24 protein-coding genes and 1 riboswitch are annotated in these 22,491 nt (G+C 45.2%); of the genes, 10 read left to right on the top strand and 14 right to left on the bottom strand.

All coding sequences use genetic code 11. The features are described from left to right. Positions 1-2: 2 nt before the first annotated feature. Together VC82_RS00160 and nadC are read right to left on the bottom strand one after the other, a co-directional pair. Entirely contained in the window at positions 3-980 is a 978-nt protein-coding gene (locus tag VC82_RS00160) for a YihY/virulence factor BrkB family protein (RefSeq protein WP_045800600.1), read from the bottom strand. Further along, the gene (nadC, locus tag VC82_RS00165) at positions 980-1,837 is read right to left on the bottom strand and encodes a carboxylating nicotinate-nucleotide diphosphorylase (protein WP_045800601.1); all 858 of its coding nucleotides are present in this window, start codon (positions 1,835-1,837) and stop codon (positions 980-982) included. Before nadC ends, VC82_RS00160 begins: the two co-directional genes overlap by 1 nt. A gap of 97 nt (positions 1,838-1,934) precedes the next feature. Here nadC and rlmH point away from each other — a divergent pair, with 97 nt between their 5' ends. After that, positions 1,935-2,408: a 23S rRNA (pseudouridine(1915)-N(3))-methyltransferase RlmH gene (gene rlmH, locus VC82_RS00170; RefSeq protein ID WP_045800602.1), complete on the top strand. Its 474-nt coding sequence runs from the start codon at positions 1,935-1,937 to the stop codon at positions 2,406-2,408. 75 nt (positions 2,409-2,483) lie between these two features. Here rlmH and serA read toward each other — a convergent pair whose 3' ends face one another. Further along, entirely contained in the window at positions 2,484-4,376 is a 1,893-nt protein-coding gene (serA, locus tag VC82_RS00175; RefSeq protein WP_045800603.1) for a phosphoglycerate dehydrogenase, read from the bottom strand. Positions 4,377-4,522: 146 nt separating this feature from the next. Continuing rightward, positions 4,523-4,975: a methyltransferase family protein gene (locus VC82_RS00180; RefSeq protein WP_052698840.1), complete on the bottom strand. Its 453-nt coding sequence runs from the start codon at positions 4,973-4,975 to the stop codon at positions 4,523-4,525. 43 nt (positions 4,976-5,018) lie between these two features. Here VC82_RS00180 and VC82_RS00185 point away from each other — a divergent pair, with 43 nt between their 5' ends. The 5 genes from VC82_RS00185 to VC82_RS15160 all read left to right on the top strand — a co-directional run bounded on the left by VC82_RS00185 (position 5,019) and on the right by VC82_RS15160 (position 10,476). Further along, a complete protein-coding gene (locus VC82_RS00185; protein WP_045800604.1) occupies positions 5,019-5,606 on the top strand; it encodes a non-canonical purine NTP diphosphatase in 588 nt (195 codons plus the stop codon). Between the two features lie 122 nt (positions 5,607-5,728). Further along, positions 5,729-7,459 (top strand): DEAD/DEAH box helicase, encoded by a 1,731-nt coding sequence (locus tag VC82_RS00190; RefSeq protein WP_045800605.1) that lies wholly within the window; start codon positions 5,729-5,731, stop codon positions 7,457-7,459. Between the two features lie 76 nt (positions 7,460-7,535). Beyond that, a complete protein-coding gene (locus tag VC82_RS00195; protein ID WP_045800606.1) occupies positions 7,536-8,312 on the top strand; it encodes a carboxypeptidase-like regulatory domain-containing protein in 777 nt (258 codons plus the stop codon). Between the two features lie 65 nt (positions 8,313-8,377). Continuing rightward, on the top strand, positions 8,378-10,072 hold the full coding sequence (locus VC82_RS00200; protein ID WP_045800607.1) for an alpha-amylase family glycosyl hydrolase: 1,695 nt from the start codon (positions 8,378-8,380) through the stop codon (positions 10,070-10,072). Positions 10,073-10,083: 11 nt separating this feature from the next. After that, the gene (locus VC82_RS15160) at positions 10,084-10,476 is read left to right on the top strand and encodes a heavy metal-binding domain-containing protein (RefSeq protein ID WP_052698841.1); all 393 of its coding nucleotides are present in this window, start codon (positions 10,084-10,086) and stop codon (positions 10,474-10,476) included. 3 nt (positions 10,477-10,479) lie between these two features. On the opposite strand, the gene VC82_RS00210 is transcribed toward VC82_RS15160, so the two are convergent. From VC82_RS00210 to VC82_RS00220, 3 genes are all read right to left on the bottom strand, one after another. Beyond that, positions 10,480-10,860: a VOC family protein gene (locus tag VC82_RS00210; RefSeq protein WP_045800608.1), complete on the bottom strand. Its 381-nt coding sequence runs from the start codon at positions 10,858-10,860 to the stop codon at positions 10,480-10,482. A 92-nt stretch (positions 10,861-10,952) separates the two neighbouring features. Continuing rightward, positions 10,953-11,480 (bottom strand): SRPBCC family protein, encoded by a 528-nt coding sequence (locus VC82_RS00215; RefSeq protein WP_045800609.1) that lies wholly within the window; start codon positions 11,478-11,480, stop codon positions 10,953-10,955. Between the two features lie 76 nt (positions 11,481-11,556). Beyond that, positions 11,557-12,216, bottom strand: a complete 660-nt coding sequence (locus tag VC82_RS00220; protein WP_045800610.1) for a TrmH family RNA methyltransferase — start codon at positions 12,214-12,216, stop codon at positions 11,557-11,559. Positions 12,217-12,290: 74 nt separating this feature from the next. Here VC82_RS00220 and VC82_RS00225 point away from each other — a divergent pair, with 74 nt between their 5' ends. Beyond that, a complete protein-coding gene (locus tag VC82_RS00225; protein WP_045803120.1) occupies positions 12,291-12,983 on the top strand; it encodes an SIR2 family NAD-dependent protein deacylase in 693 nt (230 codons plus the stop codon). Here the strand turns inward: VC82_RS00225 and VC82_RS00230 are convergent. Next, positions 12,955-13,422: a heme-binding domain-containing protein gene (locus VC82_RS00230; RefSeq protein WP_045800611.1), complete on the bottom strand. Its 468-nt coding sequence runs from the start codon at positions 13,420-13,422 to the stop codon at positions 12,955-12,957. The genes VC82_RS00225 and VC82_RS00230 overlap by 29 nt on opposite strands. Positions 13,423-13,454: 32 nt before the next feature. Between VC82_RS00230 and VC82_RS00235 the strand changes: the two genes are divergently transcribed. Beyond that, entirely contained in the window at positions 13,455-14,027 is a 573-nt protein-coding gene (locus VC82_RS00235) for a hypothetical protein (protein ID WP_045800612.1), read from the top strand. A 43-nt stretch (positions 14,028-14,070) separates the two neighbouring features. Beyond that, entirely contained in the window at positions 14,071-15,414 is a 1,344-nt protein-coding gene (gene purB, locus VC82_RS00240; RefSeq protein ID WP_045800613.1) for an adenylosuccinate lyase, read from the top strand. Positions 15,415-15,470: 56 nt separating this feature from the next. Here purB and VC82_RS00245 read toward each other — a convergent pair whose 3' ends face one another. The 5 genes from VC82_RS00245 to VC82_RS00265 all read right to left on the bottom strand — a co-directional run bounded on the left by VC82_RS00245 (position 15,471) and on the right by VC82_RS00265 (position 18,539). Continuing rightward, a complete protein-coding gene (locus VC82_RS00245; protein WP_045800614.1) occupies positions 15,471-16,286 on the bottom strand; it encodes a mechanosensitive ion channel family protein in 816 nt (271 codons plus the stop codon). 148 nt (positions 16,287-16,434) lie between these two features. Then, complete coding sequence (locus tag VC82_RS00250; RefSeq protein ID WP_045800615.1) at positions 16,435-16,974, bottom strand: DUF4252 domain-containing protein; 540 nt, start codon at positions 16,972-16,974, stop codon at positions 16,435-16,437. 76 nt (positions 16,975-17,050) lie between these two features. Then, on the bottom strand, positions 17,051-17,593 hold the full coding sequence (locus VC82_RS00255) for a DUF4252 domain-containing protein (RefSeq protein ID WP_045800616.1): 543 nt from the start codon (positions 17,591-17,593) through the stop codon (positions 17,051-17,053). Between the two features lie 12 nt (positions 17,594-17,605). Next, on the bottom strand, positions 17,606-18,043 hold the full coding sequence (locus tag VC82_RS00260; RefSeq protein ID WP_045800617.1) for a hypothetical protein: 438 nt from the start codon (positions 18,041-18,043) through the stop codon (positions 17,606-17,608). Then, entirely contained in the window at positions 18,030-18,539 is a 510-nt protein-coding gene (locus VC82_RS00265) for an RNA polymerase sigma factor (RefSeq protein WP_045800618.1), read from the bottom strand. The genes VC82_RS00260 and VC82_RS00265 overlap by 14 nt, the downstream gene beginning before the upstream one ends. Positions 18,540-18,733: 194 nt before the next feature. Here VC82_RS00265 and VC82_RS00270 point away from each other — a divergent pair, with 194 nt between their 5' ends. Continuing rightward, complete coding sequence (locus tag VC82_RS00270; protein WP_045800619.1) at positions 18,734-20,170, top strand: S41 family peptidase; 1,437 nt, start codon at positions 18,734-18,736, stop codon at positions 20,168-20,170. A 44-nt stretch (positions 20,171-20,214) separates the two neighbouring features. On the opposite strand, the gene VC82_RS00275 is transcribed toward VC82_RS00270, so the two are convergent. Further along, positions 20,215-22,086 carry a TonB-dependent receptor plug domain-containing protein gene (locus VC82_RS00275; protein ID WP_045800620.1) on the bottom strand — a complete coding sequence of 624 codons (1,872 nt, stop codon included), beginning with the start codon at positions 22,084-22,086 and terminating at the stop codon, positions 20,215-20,217. A gap of 86 nt (positions 22,087-22,172) precedes the next feature. Continuing rightward, a riboswitch (cobalamin riboswitch) is annotated at positions 22,173-22,468 on the bottom strand. Between the last annotated feature and the right edge of the window lie 23 nt (positions 22,469-22,491).

Below are 22,491 nucleotides of genomic sequence, written 5' to 3' on the forward strand. Positions count from 1 at the left end.
CCCTAAGCGTCATCCAACCTGTTTTTGTGCCTTTTCTTTAAGACATTCAATGTTGCGTTCAACTCAAAACCAAGCAGTAAGATGCTTGAATTCAGCCATATGAACACCATTAAAATAAGTAAGCCACCCAGCGCACCGTACAATTCGTTATAGCGTGCTATCTTTTCAACATATACCCCGAACAGGTAGGATGTGAACAAAAACAATAGGGTGGTCATCAATGCCCCGGCCGAAAAGAAACGCGCCTGGCGGCCCTCGGCCGTTCCGAAGTAGTAGAGAATAGCGGTAATCAAATAGGTCAACAGCCCAAAGAACAGTACCTTGGCCAATTGCACCAAAAAACTATCGCCCTGCTGTACTTCAAACCCAATGGCCTTACTGAAAAAGGCATCGGTATTTTCTAAAAACAGCTCAAAATACACAAAGGCCACCGCCCCGACGATAACCAAGATCGACAAAATAAGGCCCACCATCAGCGCATAGGCATACTGCTTGAAAAAATTACGTGTCAATTCCACATGGTACGAATATTCAAAACCTGCAAAAATTGAATTCACCCCATTGGCCACTAAAAAAATGGATATCAAAAAGGCTGAAGATAGAAGCCCTCCCCTTTTCTGGTCTTTTATTTGCTGATATATCTCTCCAAAATAATCACTGGTGGCCGAAGGCAAAAACGACTCCAAGAACAACAGAAACTGGGCGTCAAAATTCTCGGTGCCCACACTGATGTAAGGAATCAGGAATGGAATAAGGGTCACAAAAAAGATCAGTAGTGGAAAAATGGCCATAAAAACGCTGAAGGCAATTGAACTGGCACGGGTAGAAAGGGCGCCCTCTACAATGCCGACCACGTACATTTCTATTAAATCGTACAAAGAAAGCCCCTCGAAAGCCTTCAGCTTGATCTTCTTCAAAAGCGCCACCAGCCAATTGACCACGGGGATTTTTTTTAATCGCTCTTCTATCGGTCTAGACATTATACTGCCTTTAAGCTTAAATCCATATTATGAACCGAATGGGTAAGAGCGCCTGAAGATATAAAGTCGACTCCACATTCTGCATACTTTCTGAGCGTTTGCTCATTGATACCCCCTGATGATTCTGTCAAACACTTGCCCCCTATCAGTGCAACGGCCTTTTTGGTTTCTTCGTAATCAAAATTATCCAATAAAATACGGTACACCCCATCAGATTGCAAAATCTGCCTTACCTCATCCAAATTTCTGGCCTCCACAATAATTTTCAGGTTCTTCTTGTTTTGGCGAAGATACTCTTGGGTCTTTTCAATCGCTGTGGAAATACCTCCCGCAAAATCGATGTGGTTGTCTTTGAGCATGACCATATCATAGAGTGCAAACCGATGGTTTTCGCCCCCACCTATCTTTACCGCCCACTTTTCAAAGGCGCGAATACCGGGGGTAGTTTTACGGGTATCGAGAATTTTAGTGCCGGTTCCCTCCAAAATATCCACGAACGACTTGGTCTTGGTAGCAATGGCGCTCATTCGCTGCATGGCGTTGAGTACCAATCGTTCGGCCTTTAAAATCGATTGGGAACGACCTTCCACATAAAAAACGACATCGCCATATTTCACGTGGCTGCCATCGTTCAACAGGGTTTCTACGGTCAAATCGGCATCGACATAGGCAAAAACCTGTTTGGCGAATTCCACTCCGGCGATGATGCCTTCTTCTTTGACCAGCAATTTTGCCTTGCCCTTGGCCTCTTTGGGAATGCATGCCAACGAACTATGGTCGCCATCACCTACATCTTCCCTAATGGCGTTGGCAATAATCAAATCCAATTCTTTTTGAAACTGGGTTTCGGATATCATGGGTGGAATGGTTTGCTGCGAAATTACCAAAATAGCATCAGTAAGAAAAAAGACCGTTCGATTGGTTGGCCAATTAATTTGATGTTATTTTTGGAGCATGACTATTACCTTGCTCACCATCGGGAAAACAGATAGCAGCGCACTCCAAAACCTAATCGAGAACTATACCGCACGGTTGAAACATTATGTTCGGTTCGAGATGGTGGTCATTCCCGATATCAAGAAAACCAAAAACATTTCAGAAAACCAACAAAAGGAAAAAGAGGGCGAAGTCCTGTTGAAACAACTTCAACCTGCAGATTTTTTTGTGCTGTTTGATGAAAAGGGGAAGCAATTTACCTCTGTGGGATTCGCCGATCTGCTACAAAAACACATGAACAGCGGACTCAAAAATTTGGTCTTTGCCATTGGTGGGCCGTATGGATTCAGTGCTGCCGTTCAAAAAAGGGCCAATGCCAAAATCAGCCTTTCGAAAATGACGTTTTCACATCAAATGGTACGATTGTTCGTGGTTGAGCAACTTTACCGAGGGTTCACCATTCTGCGAAACGAACCATATCATCATGAGTAGGCCTCCCCTAGCCCCTCCAAAGGAGGGGAATTGTGGCACAGCCATATTCTCCCCCTATGGGGGAGTCAGAGGGGGCTAATACAACACCCTAAACTTGATGGTATGTTCGACATTGCGAAGTGCTTTCATCACCTCTTTGTCATAGTCTTTGTCAATGTCGGTGATCACATAACCCACATCGGAATCTGTTGAAAGATACTGCCCTGTGATGTTCATGTCGTACTTGGCAAGTACCTCATTGATATGGGCCATAATACCTGGTACGTTTTTATGAATGTGCAAGAACCTGTGGGCATTTTGCTGTTTCGGCAAACGAATGTTGGGGAAGTTCACCGCATCGACCGTGTTACCCGAGTTGATATAATTCATGATCTTATTGGGCACAAAACTCGCAATGTCTTTTTGTGCCTCTTGGGTACTACCACCGATATGTGGTGTCAAAATTACGTTGGGAAGCCCTTGAAGCTCTGTTTCAAAGGCGCCGTTGATCCTGGGCTCCGTAGGATACACGTCAATGGCCGCACCCCCTATCTTACCCGATTTAAGGGCGTCCACCAAAGCGGGTATATCGACCACAAAGCCTCTCGACAGGTTTATCAGATGTGCCCCATCACGCATTTGGTTGATCTCACGCTCGCCGATAAAATTCTTGTTGGCCTTGTTGTCATCGATATGTAGGCTCACAACATCGGAAACCGACAATAAATCTTCCAATGTATCACACTTTCTGGCATTGCCGAGTGCAAGTTTGTCCTCAATGTCATAATAATACACCTTCATGCCCAGGGCCTCGGCAAGCACCGACAATTGCTTGCCAATGTTGCCATACCCCACAATCCCCAAATTCTTACCACGCACCTCATGGGCATTGGCAGCGGTCTTGTTCCACTGGCCTTGGTGCAATTCTGTGCTGCGGGTAAAAATGTTGCGCATCAACATAATGATTTGGCCTATGGCCATTTCTACCACCGAACGCGTATTGCTGTAAGGCGCATTGAATACCACTACACCGCGCTTTTTGGCATATTCCAAATCGATTTGCTTGGTTCCGATGCAAAAGGCACCGACCACTAATAACTTATCGGCCGCATCGAGCACTTTCGGGGTTACCTGTGTTTTGGACCGGATACCCAACACATGAATGCCCTTGACCTTCTCTACCAGTTCTTCTTCGGTAAGACTATGCTTGACCAGTTCAACAGAAAAACCGTCCTCAGAAAGATTTTCAAAGGCATCATGGTGCACATTTTCGAGCAACAATATCTTGATCCTGTTCTTGGGATAAGATATGTTTCTGGGCAAATCGTTCACAAACAAAAATTCATCTAAATTGGGCGCCACATGATCGGCATTGTTCGCCGCCTTCTCACGGTGCACGTTTTCGGTGTAGGCAAAGAACTTGTCGGCGATGCCTGCCTCGCGCATCACATAGTCGCTGTAGCCATCGCCTATAACCTGTACCTCGCCATCAAGGTCCAATCTTTTTAGGCACTCTATTTTGCCGTTGTGCGTCGCCAACACATTGGTTTCATCAAAACCTACAATGTTGCCGTCTTCATCGAATTTGAAAGTATTGGCGTACACGCGATCCGGGGGAATATTGTACTCGGCCACAATCGGATCTATAAATTCTTTGAACCCACACGAAATTACGTATATGTCATCAGAAAACTTATCAAAAAACTCCTTGTTGGCGGCAATTGACTTTGATATCTTCTTACGTAGTTCTGTAACCAGCCTGTCGAGGTCATCACGGTGCGCATCGAGCAGTTTAATGCGTTTTTCAAGCGATTCGGTGAACGATATTTCGCCATCAATGCCCAAATTGGTTATGTGTTGGATTTCTGCTACGACCTCATCTTTGTTCGATTTTCCCTGTAAGGTCATTTCAGCCAAAACATCCAATGCCTCCACTTGGGTCAGGGTACTGTCAAAATCGAATACATACTTTCGTGCCACCTCTACCATATGATTTGAAAAATTAAGCTCCAAAAGTAAAAATTAATCCTGTGCATGGTAAATGTCGTCACCAAAAAAGAAAAGTGTTGCACCATATGGGCTTCTTGGCTAAGGATTTGATTTTAAAGCCGTACAAAAATTATCAAATCGACAATTCAGAACCAGCGACGAACAGCTTTACAGTATAATTTGTAGTCGCGCCCGAATTTTTTCAACAGGGCCTCTTCTTCATACCTGATCTGAAATTGGTTCATGTAATAAACGAACAAGGCTGCCAAAAGGGTGTTGAAGGCATTTCCCAACTTAAGACCATAGGCGAGCAGCAACAACAGCATTCCCAAATACATTGGGTTGCGTGAATACATGAATATGCCCCTGGTTACCAATACTTTTGCCTTCTCGGGATGAAGCGGGTTTGTCGTGGTCTTTGCCCGGTAGAACTGGTACAGCGCCAAGGTAAAAACAATAAGGGCGAGAACGGTCAGGCCAACCGCCATTTCCTTTCTTCCAAAAAAATCGAATTCACCGAAAGGCAGCAACCTGTCGAGCAAATACATCAGACCCGCAAAGATGACCATGACCAAGGGCGGAAGTATCTTGATTTTCATACCTGCGAAAATACTACTTTTGAACGCTACGAAAAATCGTGATATGAAGCTCGTATTTGCCACCCATAACCAACACAAATATGAAGAGGTCAAGCTGCTGATGCCAAAAGGGATTGAATTGCTTGATCTTAGCTCGATAAACTGCCATGAAGAAATTACCGAAACTGGCGAAACCCTGCAAGAAAACGCCAAAATCAAGGCCAACTACATCACTGAAAATTATGGGCTCAACTGTTTTGCCGACGATACCGGGCTTTTGATAGAAGCCCTAAATGGCGAACCTGGTGTGTATTCAGCACGGTATGCGGGCAATCAAAAGAATAGCCTTGACAATATGCAGAAGGTTTTGCGCAAACTCATGAACCACCAGAACAGAAAGGCCTATTTTGAAACCGTTATTGTACTGAACATCAATGGGGAACAATTCTCATTTTCAGGAAAGGCGTACGGCGAAATCATTCAAAGGCCGGTTGGGGAAAAAGGCTTTGGGTATGACCCTATTTTTCGCCCGGAAGGATATGACAAGACCTTTGCCGAACTGCCCGTGGAGGTAAAAAATCGCATCAGCCATCGGGGCAAGGCCATAGGGCTTTTGGTGCAGTTTCTAAAAAAATATCCCCATACTGAATAAATAACACTACCTTTGCCGCTTTATTAACGCCGCCGGTATGGGCAAAGTGTTGCGATGGGCTTAAGTAGAAATAGAAAATCGCTCGGTGCAACACACATATTTGCGATATTTAATTTCTATTTATGACACCATTTGAAACATTGGGGTTAGACAAACCCTTATTGAATGCCATTTCCGATCTCGGATTTAAAACCCCCTCAGAAGTACAGGAAAAAGCAATCCCGGTCTTATTGTCCGATGAAACCGATTTAGTGGCCCTGGCCCAAACCGGTACGGGAAAGACCGCTGCCTTTGGCTTTCCGCTTATCCAAAAATTACAAGCCGATAGTCGAACGACCCAAGGTCTGATATTATCGCCCACCCGTGAGTTGTGCCTGCAGATAACCAATGAAATGCAGCAGTATGCCAAATACATAAAAGGCCTCAATATCGTGGCCATTTATGGGGGTGCCAGCATTACCGAGCAGGCCAAGCAGGTACGTAGGGGCGCCCAAATTGTGGTCGCCACCCCCGGACGTATGAAAGATATGATCCAACGAGGCATTGTTGATATATCAAAAATTGACTATTGTATACTCGATGAGGCCGACGAAATGTTGAATATGGGATTTTACGAGGATATAAAAGATATTCTCTCGAACACCCCAAAAGAAAAATCAACTTGGTTGTTTTCGGCTACCATGCCCAAAGAAGTGGCAACCATTGCCAAAAAATTTATGCACCAGCCCGTGGAAATCACGGTCGGAGAGAGAAATGTGGGTGCCACCACGGTGCAGCACGAATACTATTTGGTGGGCGGTCGTGACCGCTACGCCGCATTGAAACGTTTGGCCGATGCCAACCCCGGAATTTTCTCGGTGGTCTTCTGCCGTACCAAGCGCGACACACAAAAAGTGGCCGAAAAGCTGATAGAAGATGGCTACAATGCCGGTGCCCTGCATGGCGACCTCAGCCAAAACCAACGCGATTTGGTTATGAACGCCTTTCGTAAAAACCAAATACAAATGTTGGTTGCCACAGATGTGGCCGCAAGGGGCATCGATGTTGACGACATTACGCACGTGATCAACTATCAGCTTCCCGATGAGATAGAAACCTATACACACCGTAGTGGAAGAACTGGAAGGGCCGGTAAATCCGGTATTTCAATGGTCATCGTTACCAGAAGCGAGCTTCGCAAGATCAAATCCATTGAAAAGAAAATCAAACAACAGTTCATAGAAAAGAAAATTCCAACAGGGATCGAGATCTGCGAAATACAGTTGTACCATCTGGCAAATAATATCAAGAATACGGCCATAAACCCCGAAATTGAGGCCTATCTGCCTGCCATTAACGATGTGTTACAGGGCATAGACCGAGACGAACTTATCCGAAAAGTGGTTTCGGTGGAGTTCAGCCGTTTCTACAATTATTACAGTAAGACCCGCGATTTGAACAGTGGGGTCGGTTCCTCTGAAGGAAACCGACGCGAGGGCAAATCTGCCGAGGGTACCGTTCGCTACTTCATAAACATCGGTGAACGTGATGGATATGATTGGATGTCGTTGAAAGATTTTCTTCGTGATACCCTGGGGCTTGACAAAGATGATGTTTACCGTGTCGACACCAAAGACAGCTTTTCGTTCTTCAACACTGACGACACCATGACCCCTTTGGTCTTGGAAACCTTCAAAGATTTTCAGGTCAATGGCCGCTACATCAATGTAGAGGTTTCAAAGAGCCCCGGCCGTGGCTCGGGGCGCAAAAAAGACAAGAACAGGGGGCGTAGAAACGACAAGCGGTCCTCTTTCAAAGAAGGAAGGGGCAAATCGCGAAATCGCAAAAACAAGAAAAAGCAAGGCTTCTTTTAGTTAAGGGTTTATTAATTTCAATGGCCCGACCCGGTTTTTTTTCTTTGTTTCGTACTTTTAGGTCGAAAATTGCTGCATGAAGAAGTTCCTGACACTGGTATCATTACTGGTTTTTTCAATAGGATTTTGTCAAGAGGATGATAGCGATACAGCCGTACAAGAGTTGACGGCAACAGTTGTCAGTGCACAAAACGATCTGCCTCTTGAAAGCGTGCACATCATCAACCTGAATCAGGTAGTGGGTGCCATTACTGACCCAAAGGGCAGGTTTACCATTCCTGCCGCGGTCAACGATACGCTGTACCTGACCTATTTGGGCTATAAACCCCAAAAAATAAGGGTCACCAACGATATGTTCCGCTTTGGCGAAACAAAGATTGCCCTTACCGAACTGGCCTATGCGCTCGAAGAGGTAGTGGTGCGGCCCTACCAACTGACAGGGTATCTTGAAATCGATGTGAAAAACCTGCCCATCAACAACTCGTACCAATACAGTATATCGGGCCTCAACAGAAGTTACGAGGCTGGTAGCAAAAGCCCGAGCGCGGTAACAAAGGTATTGGGGGCCATACTGAATCCGGCCGATATGTTGCGAAACCTCTTTGGCAAAAGACCGGCACAGATGCGAAAACTTCGCAAAATGAAGCAGGATGATGAGATAAGAAATCTGTTGGCATCAAAATTTGACCGTGAGACCCTAACCCAATTATTGCAACTTGAAAAAGTGGACATCGAGGACATTCTCAACAACTGCAATTATTCGAAGTCGTTTATAATGACTGCCAATGACTTACAGATACTCGATGCCATCAGCAGTTGTTACGAGGAGTATAAGGTGTTGAACAGAAACTGAGCCCGCCTCCAAATAAATTTTATAATTACCAACGCATTTTTTAGCTTTAGGCAAAATCCCTAAAGATGCGAAATCTACTTATCGCCATGTCGATACTGTCATTTCTATTTGGTTGCAAACAAAAAACCGAGCAGCAAAAGACACCTCAGGAAAAAAAGCTTCCCGAGATCTCTGAAACCAAACAACAAACGCCTTTTGTCTGGGAAGGTGCCAATATCTACTTTCTTTTGACCGATAGGTTCAACAACGGCAATCCTGATAACGACCTCAATTTCAGTCGTACCGACAGTACCGGAGTCTTACGCGGCTTCATGGGTGGCGATATTGCCGGCATCACCCAAAAGATTGAGGAAGGTTATTTTACAGATCTGGGCATCAACGCCATATGGTTTACCCCAGTGGTAGAGCAAATTCACGGTTCTACCAATGAGGGCACGGGAAGTACCTACGGGTACCATGGATACTGGACAAAGGATTGGACAGCCCTTGACCCCAATTTCGGAACCAAAAAAGATTTGGAAAAACTGGTTAAAACGGCCCACGCCAAAGGCATACGTATTTTGCTCGATGTGGTTTTGAACCATACCGGCCCCGTGACCGAGAAAGACCCCGTTTGGCCCGACAGCTGGGTGCGTACCGATCCCACCTGTACATTCGATAGCTACGAGAACACCACTGCCTGCACACTGGTAGATAACCTGCCCGATATTTTGACCGAGTCAGATGAACCGGTGACCCTGCCCGATGCTCTGCTGGCAAAATGGAAAGAAGAAGGTCGCTTGAGCCAAGAACTCGACGAACTGCAACTGTTCTTTGAGCGCACAGGCTACCCCCGTGCCCCTAGGTTTTACATTATAAAATGGCTTACCGACTACATCCACGAATTTGGGGTGGATGGCTTTCGTGTAGATACCGTAAAACACGTCAACGAAAATGCATGGGCCGAACTTAAGAAGGAAGCAGACCATGCCTTTCAACTGTGGAAACAGAAACATCCTGATGAAGTCTTGGACGACAATGAATTTTACATGGTCGGCGAGGTGTACAATTACGGTATTTCTTCAGGAAGGTTGTTCGATTTTGGTGACAAAAAGGTCGATTATTTCGATCATGGTTTCAAAAGCCTTATCAATTTCGAGCTGAAGTACGATGCGCAAAATTCGTACGAGAAAACCTTCAAGAAGTACAACACCCTTCTGCATGGCAAACTAAAAGGAAAGAGCGTACTCAACTACCTGACCTCACATGACGACGGCAATCCGTTCGACAAAGAGCGCACAAAACCCTACAAGACAGCAAACGTTTTATTGCTCACCCCCGGTGCTTCTCAGGTATATTATGGTGATGAAACATCACGACCTTTGGTAATTGAGGGCACACAAGGTGATGCCACCCTTCGCTCGTTTATGAACTGGGAAGACCTCGACACCGTTCCCCAGATAAAAGAGATACACCGGCACTGGCAAAAATTGGGGCAATTCAGAAGAGACCACCCCGCAGTGGGTGCGGGCAAGCACAAGCGATTGGCCTCAAAACCCTATGTGTTCGCACGAACGTATATGAGTGGCGACTTCAAGGATAAGATCGTCATCGGGCTTGATCTTCCCAAAGGCAAAAAATCATTATGGGTCAAAGGGTTCTTTGGGGATGGAACAAGGCTCCGCGACACCTATTCAGACACAGAAGTCGTCGTAAAAAATGGGAAGGTCATCCTAGAAAACGAATATGATACCGCTCTTTTGGAGTTGGTGGAACAATAAACTAAACAAGCATGGCTATTAAACGTATTTTTCTGCACCTACTACTGTTATTGGTCTTTGTCATTTCATGCCAAGACAAGAAGAAGGAAAACACAGAAGAAAGTACAACCGACACTGAACTCGTCGCAAGAGTTGAGTATCAGTGCCCGATGGACTGTGAAGACGGCAAAACCTATCACAAAGAAGGTAGCTGCCCGGTCTGCAAGATGGCGCTCAAACCTTTAGAGCATAGTGCAAATTGCAAGTGTACGGATGCTGGCGAATGCAAGTGCGAAAAAGGTGCTTGTTCTTGCAAAGACTGTCAAGAACATGGTAAAAAAATTACTTGCAACCTGCACGAAGAAGGAAATTGCGATTGCGATGAAGGGGCCTGCAACTGTGACAGCTGTCCCGTTCACAGCTAAGCATTATTCTCTAGAGTGCAGCGCGATACGGTTGTCTTCCGAATCATGAAAAAGTCCCATATACCCAATCTCATCGCTGATTTTGGTCTTGGGCTTTAGAATTCGCCCCCCAGCGGCTACTACCCTACTGAGTTCGTTTTCAACATCTTCGCTCGAAAAATATATCAGTACTCCTTCTTTTCTGTTGGGTATGTACCATTCGGGCTGTAAGATCAAGGATCCTGAACAGCCGGGCTTGCCCTCTGCCCACGGAAACCAGCCCATCAACGTACCAGAGAAATCCTGTACCTGAATTTCGATCTGAAATACCTCTTCATAAAATTTTTTGGCCCGGTCCATGTCCACCACGGGAATCTCGAACCAGCCTACCATGTTGTGTTCCATATTTCTCTAAATAATCTGTCATTCACATGAATACTGGGATCCATAAGATCATTGGATTCCTGCTTTCGCATAAATGACAGTAAATAAATTGATTACCCCTCCAATTTTGCCTTGAGATTGGCCAATCCTTCTTCAAAATCCTTTCCTATCATTTTATCCATGCTCATAAAAAGCATCATGATGCTCATAGGAAACTTATTGTTGCCCGAAAAACCCCATGTGACCCGGGTACTTCCGTTGCCAGCATCTTCGGTGACCATATAAGCATCTGAAGTCGATTTCCAAGGTTTTAAAAAGCGAAGCTCTGATTCTACACGTTCCCCTTCAACAATCTTTGTGATTTCTTGTTCGCCCTCGCCAACATCTTTGTTGCCGTTCCAATAGCTCACGGCACCTACCTCACCGTCAGTGCCCCGAAACTCTTTTTGCATATCGGGGTCTTTTTTGTTCCACGGTGACCACTCGTCCTGCTTTTTCAAGAATCGTAGATACTCAAAAACTTCGCTCTTAGGTTTGTTGATCACAATCGAGCGTGAAACGTCGTAGGTCTTTGGGGCGACCAAAGCCAGCAAAATCAACAGCAGAACGATACCTCCTAAAATGTAGAGTAATGTTGTCATTTGTCGTATGAATTGGTTAGGTCTACAATGTACAAAAAAAGCGCTGTGTTTTGTGGGGCGCCCACATACAAGTACCCTATTTAGGGCCGGGCGCAAACCTTTCGATGATCTTCTCAACGTTCTTGATCGACTTTTTTGTCCAATCCAACCGTTTCTGCAATATCTCATCTGCTGTCAGTTGCCATCGTAGGTCGCTCTTTCTGAGTCTATGGGTGAGTTCTTGCAGTACAATGGCCGCTGACACAGAGATGTTCAGGCTTTCAGAAAACCCCACCATTGGAATCTTTAAATGGGCATCTGCCTGTTCTATGACCGTTTCGCTGAGCCCTTCCTTTTCAGTTCCAAAAAAAAGGGCGGTCTTTTTATCCAACGAAAAATCTTCCAAGAGACAAGAATCTGTATGTGGTGTAGTGGCAACGATCTGGTAGCCCTCATTGCGCAACCGGGCCATGCATTCGGCACTCGAAGGGTATCTACTGACATCGACCCATTGCTCGGCGCCCACGGCAATGTTCTTGTCCAATCGCTGGCCAAAACGGTCTTCCACCACATGAAGGGTCTGTACCCCAAAGGCATCACAGCTACGGAGCACCGCACTGGTATTGTGCAGTTGGTACACATCTTCAATGGCCACGGTCAGAAACTTCGTTCTGTGCTGTAGCACTTCCTCAAAACGTTGTCGGCGTTGTGCGGAGACAAATCCTTCTAAATACTTGAGCAAATCATGATCAAACATAGACACCAATATAAAAATTCTTGAAAATGGTATTTTTGGATTCCCGCCTACGCGGGAATGACAAAATAACAATAATGAGAAGAATAGTCGTGTTGACCGGTGCAGGCATGAGCGCAGAGAGCGGACTCAAGACCTTTCGCGATGCCGACGGACTGTGGGAGGGCCATGATGTGATGCAAGTGGCCTCGCCCCAAGGTTTCGCGACCGACCCAGAACTGGTACTTGAATTTTACAACCAGCGTAGAAGACAGCTTTTAGAAGTTGAACCCAACGCCGGCCACACCGCATTGGTAAAATTGGAGGAAAAATTTGATGTGCAAATCATTACCCAGAACATTGACAACCTTCATGAAAAAGCGGGAAGCACCAACGTGTTGCACCTACATGGCGAATTATTGAAAGTGCGAAGCACGGTCAACCATGATTTGGTGATGGACTGGACAAAAGACCTCCATTTAGGTGATGTGGGCGATGATGGGCACCAACTGCGCCCGCACATTGTTTGGTTCGGCGAAATGGTACCTATGCTTGAACCTGCCATTGAGATTACCCAAACTGCCGATATTTTGATAATCATCGGAACCTCTATGCAGGTCTACCCAGCGGCAAGCCTAATCAATTACGCCGCAAACTCGGTGCCCATCTACTTTATCGACCCCAGGCCAACTATTGGTCGCTCAGATTATAGCAATCTGACCGTTATGGCCGATACGGCGGCCAAAGGGGTGCCAAAATTGGTTAATCGGCTGATTGATAGCGCGCCCTAGCGGCCTGGGCCCAAGTGGTGATCATCTCACGCTGCTCTTTCGTGAGGCGCGCCTCACTGTGGGTCCAAGTATATTCCTTAAGCGGCATTTCGCCTTCTTTCACCTCTTCGACGATTTCCTCGAGTTTGTGGTCTTTCTTTTCGGCATCGTAGTTCTGCCAATCTGAAAAATCGAGATGGCCCTTGCCATGGTCTATGTGGTCTGCCAACCAGTACGATACCGGGGCAATGTTATTGTACCAAGGGTACTCAGTGTGATCACTGTGGCAATCATAACAGCTTTGCTTCAAAATTTTCTTCACTTCTTCTGAAGGGCTGGTCTCGGCTTCAAAAACGGCCACATAATCGGGGTTGTCGGTCTGGTTCTTGTCGGGCCTGATAAATTGCATGACCACCAGAACCACCAACAAGGCTACCGCTATTTTTTTTGCTATTTTCATCGAATGGTTTGTTTCGGCAAAAATAAGATTTTGTGACCAAAGAGCAACTTATCACAGAACTTAGCACACGGCGGATTTCAAAAAACGAGGTCGACCGATTGGCATCCTCGATCGTGAACGACCCTTCTTTGGTGCCAACCGTTTTGAAGCGGGTTTTTGAAGAAGATGGCACCGATTATTTCAATGCCGCCTGGGTTTTTGACAATGCCATGCGAAGAAATCTTCGGCTGTTGCTTCCCCATGTCGATATGTTTATCAGTGGTCTGCCAAGTCTAAGGTCCGAGTCTACCATACGACCCATGGCCCATGTTTGCGAGTTGTTGACCGTTGCCTATTTCAAAAAGAAGGATGCACTTTTTAAAAAAAGCCTATCCGACAAAGACCTGGAACAACTGGTAACCGTCTGTTTTGACTGGCTGATCGGCAAGCACAAGGTAGCAGCCAAGGTTTTTGCCATGACCAGTCTCTTTTATCTGGGGGAAAAATTTGATTGGGTACATGCCGAACTCAAATTGGTTTTAGAACAGACGATGGCCAACGGAACCACCGGATACAAGAATCGTGCCCAAAAAACATTGCATAAGCTAAGGGCACTGGAAAATTAAACCAAGTGGTTTAAGTATCTTTGCCCTTTCAAAATCTTATAAGATGTCATTGAGTCCGCTGAACGCTATTTCTCCTATTGATGGCCGTTACCGAAACAAAACACGATCGCTTGCCGACTACTTCTCAGAAGAAGCATTGATCAAATACCGAATACAGGTCGAGATTGAATATTTTATAGCCCTTTGTGAGCTGCCACTACCACAGTTGAAGGACTTTGACACCGCAAAATTAGGGGCATTGCAAAAAATCTATACGGATTTTTCTTCGGAAGATGCCCTTGCCGTCAAAGACATAGAAAAGGTCACCAACCACGACGTGAAGGCCGTTGAATACTTTATCAAGAGAAAGTTTGATGCACTCGGGCTTGAAAAGTACAAAGAGTTCATCCACTTTGGATTGACCTCACAGGATATCAACAATACGGCCATTCCCCTTTCGATTAAAGCGGCGATGAACGATGTGTACGTACCCTTGTATTTCGAGGTATTTGAAAAATTGAAGGAATTGGCCGCGGAATGGCAAGGCGTGCCCATGTTGGCCCGCACCCATGGCCAGCCGGCCTCCCCTACCCGTTTGGGAAAAGAAATAGCGGTGTTCGTAGAGCGGCTTAAACAACAGTTCGATTTACTGAACGATATTCCTTCTGCGGCCAAATTCGGCGGGGCTACGGGAAATTATAATGCCCACAAAGTGGCCTATCCCGATATCGACTGGAAGGCCTTCGGAAAACAATTTGTACAAGAAAAATTGGGGCTGCACCATTCATTTCCGACCACGCAGATCGAGCATTACGACCATATGGCGGCTCTTTTTGATTGCCTGAAGCGCATCAACACCATTCTCATCGACTTTGACCGCGATGTTTGGGCTTACATTTCAATGGATTATTTCAAACAAAAAATCAAGAAAGGTGAAGTAGGGTCATCTGCCATGCCACACAAGGTGAACCCCATTGATTTCGAAAATTCAGAGGGCAACCTTGGCATCGCCAATGCCCTTTTTGAACATCTGTCGGCAAAACTGCCCATTTCAAGGCTACAGCGCGATCTTACCGACAGCACGGCACTAAGAAATGTGGGCGTGCCGTTTGCCCATACAATAATTGCCTTTCAGGCCACCCTAAAGGGACTCGGCAAGTTGGTGCTGAACAAAGAAAGGTTTGAACAAGACCTTGAAGACAACTGGGCCGTGGTTGCAGAGGCCATACAGACCATTTTGAGACGCGAGGGCTACGCGAACCCCTATGAAGCGCTGAAAGGCCTGACACGTACCAATGAAAAAATAACCCGGCAATCAATAGCCGACTTTATTGAGACCTTGGATGTTTCTTCAAATATCAGGGAAGAACTCAAAAAAATAACCCCGGCCAATTATACCGGGGTTTAAATAGGTTTCAAATTCAAAATCATGCCCCTTTTTAGATGGGGTTCAACATATTGCAATTAGGCATCTTTGTGGATCTCGACACTGTGCGGGTAGGGTATTTCGATTCCTGCCATATCCAAAGCAATCTTTGAATTTTCATAGGTGGCGAAATACACATCCCAATAATCCTCAGGTTTACAGAAAGGCCGTACGGCAAAGTTTACCGAACTGTCTGCCAATTCCATGACATTTACAGAGGGTGCGGGGTCTTTCAATACCTTTGGGTTCGAGGTCAAGACTTCCATCAAAACCTCTTTCGTTTTTTTGATGTCTTCATCATAACCGACCCCGACAACGGTGTCTACCCGTATCTTTCCTTCCTCTGTATAATTGATAATGTTGCCATTTGCCATGGCTCCGTTTGGCACGATGGCCAATTTGTTTTCAGGTGTTACCATTTTCGTTGTGAAAATCTCGATTTCTTTCACGACGCCCAACACCCCTTGCGCCTCGATCAAATCGCCAATACGGTATGGTTTAAAAATCATGATGAGTACACCCCCGGCAAAGTTTGAGAGCGACCCCTGAAGGGCAAGGCCAACGGCCAGACCGGCTGCGGCGATAACGGCGGCAAAAGTAGTGACATCGACACCAAGGGTTGAGACTACGACCAGCACAAGAATTACTTTCAGTGCCCAAGAAATCAAATTCAGTAAAAAACGTTGCAGTGATTCGTCGTACTTACTTTTTGACATCCCCTTTCGCAGAACCCCCATTATTTTTTTGATGACCCAAGAGCCGATAAGGAGTATTAGAACTGCCCCCAGTACCTTGGGGCCGTATTCTACAATAAATTCAATAGTCTTGTCTATCCAGACCTGCGCGTTTTCCATAATTTGTTGGTTTTCGTTAGTGTTCTTTTATAGTGAGACACCACGATAAGAAGAAAGGTCACATGTAATTGGGAGCCATGGGGTTAAAAACAAAAAAATCCCGGACGTTTCCATCGTCCGGGATTCTTGAGGTCAGTTGGTCTGCTGGCTATCCTTTTAAGAATTTTCCAATATCACCAAGCCCTTCTCCCTTGTATTCAGACTTTTGGATGGCCTGCATCAGTTGCACGATATGGGCGGGGTTCATATCATCGCCCAACACCCTGATAAGGGCAAAGCCCTTGTCTTCGCTATCGCCATAGATAATGACCTCATCAATGGCATCCTCATCGCCCAGATACTTGATGACACCCTTTCCGTATTCAGAATTGATCTTCATCAATTCAACAAACTCATCGTCTTTCAGGATTTCTTTTACCTTGGCTTTTTCAACTTTGTACGCTGCGGTGTTATCTGCCGTCTTCTTAAAGGCCAATAGGTTGAATTTTTTAAGGGACTCCACGGCTTCACGCTGCACTTCGGTCAGTTCAACCTCGTCCATCTTCAAGATACTCGCAGGAATGTCCAACGAAATAAAATTCGGGTTCTCTTTGTTATCGACATAGTATTCTTGCAAACTCTGCTGTGAAGAACAGGAGGCCAAAACAACAGCGACAGCCAATATCAATGGTTTAATTATAGTTTTCATGCTTGTACTTTTAAATTATTGTGAACGTTTCAGTGGGAAGTGTCATTACCGACCGCTGCCCACTGTCACTTCAATGTTATTCACCCTTCTTGCCAGCCTTGTTCAGCTCTTCTGGCAAGTTCATCTTTTTGGTCAGCGAATTGATCTTGTTCAGGTCAATATCACCGGTAAGCGAAAGTAGTACCGTTTCGTACTTTTTGCCATTCGCCTCTACGTTCTTCATTCCTGTCACCAACATCAATAGCTCGCTGACATGGTCGCTATCTTTGCCCTCTTTGATGTAGAACTTCACGTTGGCATCTTTATCCTTGACCCGCATCAACTCGGTCAAGCGGGCTGACTTCAGATATTTATCCACTGACGATTTCATGTCTTCCCCGATTGATTTATCATCGGTGGTAAAGACCTTTAGGCTTTTGATACTCTTGGCGATGTCCATAAACTCTTGGGCCTCGGGATCGTCGGTCTCGACATCTATCTTGGCCAACAGGTTGAACATGCTTTGGTTGACAATGACCGAGGTCACCTCATCCAACTCTTCATATTTATCAAAAAGTGACTGTGAAATACCTGTTACGGGCAACAGGCCCACTAAAAGAATCAACATATACTTTTTCATCGTTTTCTGTTTTTAATTTTCGTTATAAATCTTTTGTTTCGCGGCTTCGAACTCTTGCAGATAGGCCACTTTTTCGGTGCCCTTGCCAAAATTCTCTGCCAACAGGTTCAATGCCTTCTTGGTTTCTTGATATGCATATTCTGCCTGTTTTCTTTCTTGGTAATCTTGATATTGCTCATTACCAAAATAGATGCCAAAAGCCAAAACTGCCACCGCTGCAACGGAAATCCATCTGTAATTGATTTTCTTTCTAGGGGTTAATGGAACCTGCTTGGTGTACCGTTCTTTTTTGGCGTTGGAAAAGTAGTTGAACATTGGGCGGTATTGTTCGAGATGGGGGGCTACCCCTTCTTCGGCAAAATAGGCCCTTAAGGTCTCTTCTTCGGCAACCGTGGTGGTGGCCTCGAAATACTTTTCCAATAATTTTTCTATGTTCTTATCCAATTCCATAGCTATGTTTTTCCAATAATTTTTCTCTAACTGTTTTTCTGGCCCTTGAGAGCGCGACCCTTACGGCCGTTGGTTTCATGTCCATCATCTCACATATCTCCTCAAAATCGTACTCCTCGACATCTCTCAACTGTAGCACCATTTTTTGCTGTTCAGGCAACTCTTCCATGATTCGCTCGACCCAGCTGACACTGTCTTGTGCCTCCAATTGTTTTTGCAACGAGGTCTTTTCGTCCCTGTAGTTGCTATGTACCAACTTTAGGTTGGTTGCCTGTTTCGACTTTAACCGGTCTAGACAGAAATTTTTGGTCATGGTCATGGCAAAGGCCTCCACACTTCGCATCTGCCCCATTTCGTCTTGCTTGGCCCAGAGTTTCATCAAAATCTCTTGCGTGGCATCTTCGGCTTCCTCCCTAGAGACCAGCAAACGCTTTGCCAATCTGTAGAGCTTGTCCTTAAAGGGCATGACCACATTAATAAATTCAGTCTGTCTCATCGGTTGTTTAGTCGTTGTAAGCCTTTTTATGTTTGCTTACACCTTGATGACGAAGTATATCGAAAATTGTTACAAAAAATTTTTATTTCTTTTCAATGTAAGTATTTTAGGGTTTTGTCAACTTAAATTGTTGTAGTAAAAGAAATCGTTTCTTTTTTGGTACGTCTTTTGCTATTTATTCTGAAAATTTTGCTATGAAAAAATATCTTTCCCTGTTATTTTTTGTTTCTATACTTTTTGTTGCCTGTAACAAAGATGATGACGAAATTGAGGTGCCGGTCGATATCGTTGTTCAGAATTTCATGTGGAAAGCCATGAACCTCTGGTATTTTTGGCAGGCTGAGGTGCTTGATCTGGCCGATGACCGCTTTTCTACCCAAGACGAATACGAGTCATATTTGGCAGCCACCGCCGACCCAGAGGATTTTTACGAGCAAATACAGTTTAGTGAAGATCGTTTCAGTTTTTTGAACAGTGACTACAAAGAATTGGTCAATAACCTTTCGGGCATTTCAAAGAGCAATGGAATGGAGTTTGGGTTGGTGCGGTTCGCAGACAGTGAGGATATTTTTGGCTATGTACGCTACATCATTCCTGGTTCAGACGCAGCTACTAAAGACATTCAACGTGGCGATTTGTTTACTGGTGTGGATGGCCAAACCCTAAACCTTGACAATTATGTCGAATTGCTGTTTGGAGACAACGATACCTATACCCTGAACATGGCCACCGCCAACGGCAACACTATTGAACCCAATGGTGAAGAGGTAACCCTCACTAAAATGGAAGGATTGGTCGAAAACCCAATCCATGTTGCCACTACTTTGGATATCAACGGACAAAAAATCGGCTACTTGATGTACAACGGGTTTACCCGTGATTTCGATAATGAGCTGAACCAAGTATTTGGACAGTTTCTGGCCGATGGGGTTACCGATTTGGTTTTAGACCTGCGTTATAACCCAGGGGGATCGGTGAATTCTTCACGCCTTTTGGCCAGCATGATCTACGGCACCAATACCAACGACCTATATATCAGGCAACGTTGGAACGATAAAATTCAATCTCAATTGAGTTCGGAACAACTCGAAGATTACTTTGCCAGCCAAGTTAATGGAAACCCTTTGAACACCTTAAACTTAAATCGTGTGTTCGTTTTGGCCACAGGTAGTTCGGCCTCTGCCAGCGAATTGGTCATGAACGGTTTGGACCCCTATTTGGATGTCATCCACATTGGGGAAACCACAAGGGGCAAAAATGAGTTCTCTATTACCATGGTCGATGACCCCGGTAACGACTACATATACAGTTCATCACGTGAAAACCGTATCAACCCAGAAAATAGCTGGGCCATTCAACCACTGGTAGGTAGAAACGAGAATGCCAACGGTTTTTCTGACTACACCGATGGGTTGGCTCCAGATATCGTTTTCGAAGAAGATCTTACCAATTTGGGAGTCTTGGGCGATGAGAATGAACCTATGCTAGCGAGGGCTTTGCAAGAAATTACCGGGGCTTCTAGCAAGCAACGTTTTGATGTGGTGCTACCGGCCAAGGCCATCACCAACTCCAAAATGTTTACCCCGCTAAAGGACAATATGTACATTGACAAGCCCATGGGCTTTCAATAAAAAACGCCTCACTTCGACTACGCCCGGTGACCAAGCCGCTTTTTTTATAGGGTCAAATTCATACCAACCTTAATATTTCTTCCCCTTGTTGAAAAGCCGATGACCTCAACATAGTCTTCATTGAATATATTCGAGATGTTTAGAAATACCTTCAGCTTATTGGCCATTACATCATGGGAAAAATAGGCATCCAGTAACGAAAAGGGTTCTAGTTCCACATCTGAAAAAGTGGCAAAATCGGTATCAATGCGCTGCCCCGTGTACCGATAGTTCAAAGAGGTAAAGGTTCGTTCGTTCCATCGATATCCCAAAAGTGCATTTATTTTGTGCTTGGGTATACGAATTGCATTGTCGCCCTTTCTTTCAGCAAAGGTATAATTTATGTCTAGGGAAAGGTCGCGCAACAAACGCCAATGCAGTTCTGCCTCTGCCCCTTGAGCTTCAATTTCAGTGCCTGCGTTAAAATATTGAAAAGCAACATTGTCAAAGATGACCGCGTTCTTTTCATTCCTGTTAAAATAGAGCAGGTTGGCCCTCAACGTACTGCCAAGGGCATACTCTACCCCGGTTTCAACGGTTCGGTTGTCCTCAGCTTCCAAATCGGCATTGGCACCAAAAGCACCGAAAAGTTGGGTCAACGAGGGGGTAATATACGAAGTGGCATACGAGGCCATGACCTTAAGATATGCCTTTTTCGAGGTTCTTATTCGGTACGACGGGTTCACGTTGTACACAAACTTGCTGCCATATTCAGAATGGATGTTCAAACGAACACCTGTATTCAGATTGAATCCCGAATCTGAGATATACACCACGTTGGCATAGGGATCTATGATCCTAAAGCTTCGATTTTCTTCCAATTGGGCCTCATCTTTTATGTAATTAAGGCCGACGATGGTATGGAGCTTCATGCCAAAGGTGTAGCGATTGTAGAGGTCCACCGTCCAATTCTGCCCCACGAAGGTACTCGGAAATGCGCTGATGTTCTCAGAATCGTAGCTGGCAAAGGCCCCGTTCAAATGGAGCGAACCTTGGCCGTACTCAAAACTGGACGTGACCCCTGTGCGCTTTTGTTCACTGATGAAACGATAAGGGGCATCGACCAACCCGAACGATTCATCATAATCGGTCTTTAGGTTGGTGTTGTTGGCAAATATTATAAAGTCCAGCTTTTTTATCGGGCGATAGCCTACTTTTACATCTAGCGTGGTTCGTGATGTCACATCTTCCTCCTCGGTACCGATCAACGATGACATATTGCTGGCATGGCTATTGGCAAAACCCACCAGATACGTCACATCGCCCAAGGTGCCGTTGATGTTCACACTATTTGAAAAATCGCCCAAGGCATCATACGCTTGGTTTCTTTGATTTTGGTTAGTGCCCAGGCTAGACTGAAAATTACCAGTTATTTTTTGGCCGCTTGCCTTTTTTGTGGTGATGTTGATGACTGCAGTCGCTGCATTGGGCCCGTACAGCGTACTGGCGGCCCCTTTGGTTATTTCGATGGATTCGATGTTGGCAGCCGACAAAAGTCGTAAATCATACTCTTGTGAAAAGGATGATGGATCGGTAACCCGCACCCCATCGATAATGATAAGCACCTGACGGCCCCTTCCACCACGGGCAAAGACTCCCAAGACCTCTCCTTGGCGACCGCGGCTACCGGTAATCTCCATTCCACTTTTTGAGTTAATGATCTCAGCTACCGTTTTACCTTGGTTGCGCTGCAATTCTTCTTGGGTAATCTTGATAACCGTTTTACCCGAATTTTCACGCTTTAGTTCAAAGCGTGAATCACTGACAATCACCTCATCCAACTGCTGTACTTGGGGAGGGTTTGGTTGCACTTGCTGTGCACAAAGGCCTGTACATGCCACAAAGGCTGCCAGAGGCCCAAAGCATTTTTTGTTCATTTTGGTTTAGTTGCTCGGTAAAGCCATATGCATCGCACATGTAAACTTTTGTCCCGAAAGTTTAACATTCAGTGTTTGTCCGCCAAAGGCGGATGAAAATTTTGGCAGGTCTCCTGGCTCACGTCTTGCAAACCACCTTCCCGTCCCATAGTGAAGAACAGTGGTCTTGAAGTTGTTGCAAGCATCCGCCAAAGGCGGACAAAGTTTACAGTTGCGGGAACAGCTCCGGAATTATTGAGGTACGATTTTAGAGGTACAAAATACGAGTCGCAACAATTTTACAATTCGTAATTCTAAATTCGTAATGGGTACTTCAACTCACCGGATTCCCTTTTCATTCCATGGCGCAAAATCCATGAAAACCAAAATTCGCAGCGAATGTAACCAATTTATATTTATGGGCTA

The organism is Flagellimonas lutaonensis, assembly GCF_000963865.1.
Lineage (GTDB): Bacteria > Bacteroidota > Bacteroidia > Flavobacteriales > Flavobacteriaceae > Flagellimonas_A > Flagellimonas_A lutaonensis.